This is a genomic window from Desulfatiglans anilini DSM 4660, from assembly GCF_000422285.1.
Lineage (GTDB): Bacteria > Desulfobacterota > DSM-4660 > Desulfatiglandales > Desulfatiglandaceae > Desulfatiglans > Desulfatiglans anilini.
The window spans coordinates 1-4,712 of record NZ_AULM01000081.1 but is presented as its reverse complement, the minus strand read 5'-3'; the positions used below and the strand labels follow the sequence as shown (position 1 = coordinate 4,712).

Annotated in this window: 7 protein-coding genes; 4 read left to right on the top strand and 3 right to left on the bottom strand. The window is 47.7% G+C overall.

Features of this window, described 5'->3' with window-relative positions:
* Positions 1 to 306: 306 nt before the first annotated feature.
* Genes H567_RS0120940 through H567_RS29930 form a run of 3 tightly spaced genes read right to left on the bottom strand, consistent with a single transcriptional unit; the run spans position 307 to position 1,616 of the window.
* On the bottom strand, positions 307 to 747 hold the full coding sequence (locus tag H567_RS0120940; protein WP_028322887.1) for a DUF6444 domain-containing protein: 441 nt from the start codon (positions 745 to 747) through the stop codon (positions 307 to 309).
* A complete protein-coding gene (locus tag H567_RS29935) occupies positions 740 to 1,153 on the bottom strand; it encodes a Druantia anti-phage system protein DruA (RefSeq protein ID WP_051185183.1) in 414 nt (137 codons plus the stop codon). Before H567_RS29935 ends, H567_RS0120940 begins: the two co-directional genes overlap by 8 nt.
* Positions 1,044 to 1,616 carry a Druantia anti-phage system protein DruA gene (locus tag H567_RS29930; RefSeq protein ID WP_084517693.1) on the bottom strand — a complete coding sequence of 191 codons (573 nt, stop codon included), beginning with the start codon at positions 1,614 to 1,616 and terminating at the stop codon, positions 1,044 to 1,046. Before H567_RS29930 ends, H567_RS29935 begins: the two co-directional genes overlap by 110 nt.
* 193 nt (positions 1,617 to 1,809) lie before the next feature.
* Here H567_RS29930 and H567_RS28890 point away from each other — a divergent pair, with 193 nt between their 5' ends.
* The 4 genes from H567_RS28890 to H567_RS28880 all read left to right on the top strand — a co-directional run bounded on the left by H567_RS28890 (position 1,810) and on the right by H567_RS28880 (position 4,149).
* A complete protein-coding gene (locus H567_RS28890) occupies positions 1,810 to 3,153 on the top strand; it encodes a hypothetical protein (RefSeq protein ID WP_153306318.1) in 1,344 nt (447 codons plus the stop codon).
* A 65-nt stretch (positions 3,154 to 3,218) separates the two neighbouring features.
* Complete coding sequence (locus tag H567_RS27595) at positions 3,219 to 3,782, top strand: transposase (RefSeq protein WP_051185181.1); 564 nt, start codon at positions 3,219 to 3,221, stop codon at positions 3,780 to 3,782.
* 5 nt (positions 3,783 to 3,787) lie between these two features.
* The gene (locus H567_RS28885) at positions 3,788 to 3,940 is read left to right on the top strand and encodes a hypothetical protein (protein WP_153306317.1); all 153 of its coding nucleotides are present in this window, start codon (positions 3,788 to 3,790) and stop codon (positions 3,938 to 3,940) included.
* Positions 3,941 to 3,978: 38 nt separating this feature from the next.
* The gene (locus H567_RS28880; RefSeq protein ID WP_153306316.1) at positions 3,979 to 4,149 is read left to right on the top strand and encodes a hypothetical protein; all 171 of its coding nucleotides are present in this window, start codon (positions 3,979 to 3,981) and stop codon (positions 4,147 to 4,149) included.
* The last annotated feature ends 563 nt before the right edge of the window (positions 4,150 to 4,712 follow it).

The window sequence follows — 4,712 nt, the reverse complement described above, 5'->3', positions numbered from 1 at the left end:
ATGCGCATCCGAAAAATAACCTGGCGGTAATGATGCATCTCGAACCTCCTGTTTGCCATGGCAGTCCCTCCCGGAAAATTTTTTCCCGGAAGTCTACCCTATGATGAACTCTTGGTCCGAGACCCCTTCTTTCCTTCAGGCAGAAAACGATTCCTCCACATTGGCTCCATTACCGCGATCATCGACTGGACTCATTAAGGCGATCATCGACTGGCTCCATTACGCCGATCACCAAGTGGCCTCATTAAGCCGATCACGCAGTGGCTCGATTACGGCGATCACATAATGGACTTATATAGGCGATCACTAACACCTGCCTCGGTGTAGCTCGAAGTGGATGACCTCGAGGTCGATCGGCGGCAGTTCGATGAACTGGTGCGTATAATACGGTTCGTTTTCGGGGAACTCGCGGTTGCCGCAGGTGCAGATTTCCGGAAGGATGACTCGGGTTTCCTTTGGCGGGAGCATCTCCTGCCGGTGCCCCGGATGGCTCAGTTTCCGTCGATCGGTGCCTTTCTTTTTCTTCCCGGATTTTTTCTTTTTGAAGGGCGGATCCGAGGACGGCGGCCGATCCGAGTTGGAGGAATCCTTGTTCAGACGCGCTTCGAGTTGTTCGATCCGTTTTCGGAGTTCGCGGTTTTCCTCCACAAGGGCGAGGATGATCTGGATGAGCACGGAGCGCGGCACATCCTCCAGCCCCTCTTCGGTCAAGGCGATTCCTTCGGGAAAAAGAGGCGTTTCAGCCATGGAGCGCCTCCCGGAAACGCTTGCCAAGGGGGTAAAGGTAGACCGCCTTGACCGGTTCCATGCAGCGGTTATAGCGGTCGTAGCGTCCACGCCCCTTGGTCGGTCCTGCATAGACCCAGTTGGCTGCCCGGTAGCAGGTGCCCTGGAAACGGGTTGTATCCACGAAGGTTTCGAGCAGGGCAACGGGATGGCGGTAAAACGCCTGCCAGTTCCCCGGAAGCATCCGGATGTTGGCGCTCAGGAGCTTCGAGGCCAAGTGCTCCAGCGAAACCCAGTTCAGAATCAGGAACCGGACGTTATTGACGACCTTGTAGAGGTTCGCTTCCCTGGTACGGGGCTGCCAACCGATGAACCGGTCGCGGCACTCCACCTTCCAGGCCGCTGAGCCCCAACCGAGGCAAGCCACCAGGTGTGCATCCAGGTAGGCGAGGTACTTTCAGGTATGCACCGACGATTCGGGGGCTCCCCAGGTAATGGTACTTGTCGACCAGTTGATCCCACAGGCCTTCATCCGGGGTTCGCCGGACCATGTCGATTTTCAAAGAACCAAACTCGGAGACCGTTCCGTGAATCTCCGAGGTGTCGTAGCTATAGCTGCGTCGAACAGCCTTGCGGGGCTTCCGATGATTCGTTGTGGACAAAGGCGGGGGGAGGTTGACGAGCTTTTTTTCTTCGAGCTTGAGCAGCAGCGCACGGCAGGCCATCCCTTTGAGTTGCCCGTTCGGCTGCCGCCAGTCCCAGTGCTCACACAGCACTCGGGAAATGGCGGTTCGACCGCGTTCCCAATGCCGGGAGATGGTATCGCGGATAAACGAGAGGTCTTCCTCTCTGATCTGACGGCCACGAATTTGATACAGCGTCTCTGCCAAGGTGCTGTTCCCTCCTGGCAAAGCACCCTAGCAAAATTTAGCCGCTGACGTCAGGGAAAAATGCACCAGCTGTGATCGATAAATACTCGAAAATACGAGCTGATTTCTGCCCCCTCAAAATCCGTTTTAAAATCCCTGTGTCTTCAAGAGATGGAGTTTCAATCTCTTGTAATTTTCGAGAACAGCAAATTTTTTGAAATATCTAATTCATCCGACAATGGCTGCTGCCGGAAATCAATTCATTTTTATACAAGGTGTATTTAGACTTTTCGTCTTTTTGCTCCTATTTCTAACAATTGCAATTCCTAATTCTTTACAGTTCTTTACCGCCGCCATTATGCTTATATGCTTCATTCTTGCTCTTCTTTTTGTTCGGATTAACCATTATGTTAAATTTCTAGTTTTTTTACATTGCTGCAATGTTACCGTGACATTATGCTATATCGCAGTAGGTTATTTTAATAATGCACCTTTAATCGCAATTCTTCAAGTTTTCATTATATATATTATTTCTCCTTTTTTATGGATTTTTATTTCAATTGGCATAATACAAACTATAGGCATTAATTTACTTATTAGATGGATAACATATATAAGCTTTGCTTGTATCATAACAGTTGCAATATTTTTTCTTCTCTTTTTCAATTTTGGGCCAGAATATGTCACCTTTTTTATTAAAGCTAAACCAAATATTCATTTTCAAGATGGTTATGTTGGCGCTACAATGTATGTATATGGATCTTTAATATTTTTATCCGGTGCTTTTCTGTCTACCCCGGAAATAGTTACTTATAAAAAAATAAGATATATTCTTCTACCTTTGCTACTGGCAGCTGGCATTACATCTGGGCGTTCTGCACTAATTTTGTCTATACCCATTGGAATCTTCCTAGGTCTAATTATTCCATCAAAATTTGTGAATATACCTAGTGCTAATTATGAAACTTGGAAAATTTGCAAACGAATTTTTAATTTGGGTTTAATTGGAGTTATATCAGGGCTAACGCTTCAGCATTTTGCTTCTATAGATCTGATTTTTATTATTATTAAATTTTTAGAAAATATTATAAATTTTGGTGGTATCGCAAGAATTGAACAATATCAGGCTCTTTTAGACGGTATTATTAAATCATATGGTTTAGGGATGGGGCATGGCATAGGTGTAAATTATATTAGGAATTACAATTTCCCTTGGAGATATGAGCTTGTCTGGCTTTCATCTATCTTTCGTGTTGGACTTTTTGGTACTTTAATTTATTCTTCTCCATTCGTTTATTATTTTTTTAAAATCTCTAAGCCTATCTTAAAACATAATTTATTACCTCAGGATAAATTCTTTTTTTCAGGATTTTTATGTGCTTTTATTGCATCATTTACTAATCCTTATTTTGAATCTTTTGTCTTTCAATGGATGTACATTCTTCCTTTAGTCGTTTTGCTTTCCCGGATTAGTGTAAAGATCCCTATCCTAAGTATGCGGCCTCAACAGCGTGTTGAAAAAGTCATTGATTCTTATTGTAAAAATTGTTTGCATTGAGTAATATTGTATCATATTTATTTAGGCATTGATCTATTATTGACCGATAGCCAATGGATGGCAGCATGGGATTGGGGAGACAGAGAGACATTTTTCTCACCTTTGAGCAAATTTCGAAGTCCAGAGGCCACGCCTTTTACGACCGGCTGCAAGGGGTTTTGCTGGAAGCGGGTTTTGATCGCTATGCCGAGGAAGGCTTCCGGCTTTACTACGCTGAGCGCAACGGGCGTCCATCTATTCCGCCTGGCCGGTATTTCAGAATGGACCTGATCGGCTACTTCGAGGGCATCGACAGTCATGGGGGCCTTGAATGGCGATGCGCAAACTCCCTGTCCTTGCGAAAGTTCCTCCAAAGCACCACGGGGCCTGTCCCGGACCATTCCACCTTGAGTCTCACTCCCAACCGTCTGTCCCTTGAAGCTCATGAACGGATTTTCACCTGGGTGCTCGGAAAGGTTGTTGAAACCGACCTGGTATTGGGCGAACGGATCGGGGTGGATGCCTCGACAATGGAAGCTAATGCAGCCCTCAAGACCATCGTGCGGAAGGACACGGGGAAAATTACCGGCAGATGCTTTTCAGAATGGCCTGGGAAAGCGGCATCGAGACCCCTAGCGCGGAAGAGTTGACCCGGATGGACAAGATGAGAAAAGGCAAGAAGCTCTCCAACCAGGAATGGGAATCTCCGGTAGATCCGGATGCCAGGGTCGCCAGGATGAAGGACGGCCATACCCGCTTGGGATACAAGCCCGAGCATGCCGTTGATCTGGATACCGGGGTCATGTAGCCGCGGTCGTTTATCCAGCGGACCAGGGCGATACGACCATGTTGAAGAAGACGCTGGATGAAGCTGGACGCAAACTGCAGCAAACCACTCCCACGTCGCACTCTCCGGAGGATCCAGCCGAGCTGTCGGCAGACAAAGGGTATCATGCTCGCAAGATCTTTAAAAAACAGGAAGATGCCCATTGGAAAACCCGCATTGCTGAACCGTAAACCAAAGGTTGGCTGAATTGGAACGGGGACCATGAAGTCCGCTGCGCTGTGCACAACAACCAGGCCCGGATCTCCTCCATAATCTGCAAATCGGTTGGTACCCTCCGCACGGAAATCGCATCACGCACCTTCGCCCATGTTCCGGATCGGGGAGGTATGCACCGGGTCTGGCAGCGTGGGCGCCAGAATATACAAAAACGTTACTTGATTCATGTCGCCGGCTTCAATCTTGCGGTCTTGCAATCCTGATGCGTAATCTGATCGGGTATTGAACTCCCAAGAGGGCCTCAGATGCCCTCGGGGTTGCCTTGCTCATCGTCCATGGCCGCTCAGTTGGGGCTATTTTGTTCATTTGCCTACTCACCAAAGAGAGAATCATTCTTTGCGGCCTCTGTATCTCCAATATTCGCTGAAATCAGAAGCCCATTTTTCAACACGCTCTTAGCCATGGCAACGAACGGATATTCCACCCCGAAACCCCCGCCATAGCGCCAAACGTAACGGGACCATTACGCGTTTCTAAAAAAACCCTTGCGTTCCGAGATTGGGCTTGCTACCTTCCT